A 626-nucleotide genomic window follows, 5' to 3' on the forward strand; every position below is an offset into this window, starting at 1 on the left:
GCCGCTACCATCTAATACTATGTCAGAACCTCCATCACCACTATTCCCTCCGATATATGTAGAATATAACAACCCACTTCCTGACGCATTGAGCTTTGTAACAAAAACATCACTAATCCCTCCATTGGTTGTTTGAAAAGCTCCTGTAGTAATATCGTAATTGAATGAGTATGTGCTACCTGTTACGTATGCACAGCCACTACCATCCACAGCTATGCCAGAGGAACTCCACTCCTGATCGGTTCCACCAATATAAGTAGAATACACTAGTGCGCTTCCTGATGGATTTAACTTGGTAACAAAAACATCAGAATTTCCTCCCGCATGAGTAGTTTGAAATGCTCCTGGGGTAACATCGTAATCAGTTGAAGTAGTCATACCTGTTATATATGCACAGCCGCTCCCATCTACGGTAATGCCAGTGGACCAATCCTGCTTACTTCCCCCAACATACGTAGAGTACACTAAACTACTTCCTGACGTATTCAACTTTGTAACAAAAATATCGCCCATTCCTTTATATGTAGTTCTGAATGCTCCTGGGGTTACATCATAATTAGGACCAGCCTCGCCTGTTATATATACACAACCACTGCCATCTATGGATATGTCATTCCCTTGATCAT

The 626-nt window shown here is 42.0% G+C and carries 1 protein-coding gene; it reads right to left on the reverse strand.

Features of this window, described 5'->3' with window-relative positions:
* Positions 1 to 626: SBBP repeat-containing protein (locus NZ519_14105; GenBank protein ID MCS7029885.1), on the reverse strand; the 626-nt coding region annotated here is incomplete at both ends.

The organism is Bacteroidia bacterium, assembly GCA_025056095.1.
Lineage (GTDB): Bacteria > Bacteroidota > Bacteroidia > JANWVE01 > JANWVE01 > JANWVE01.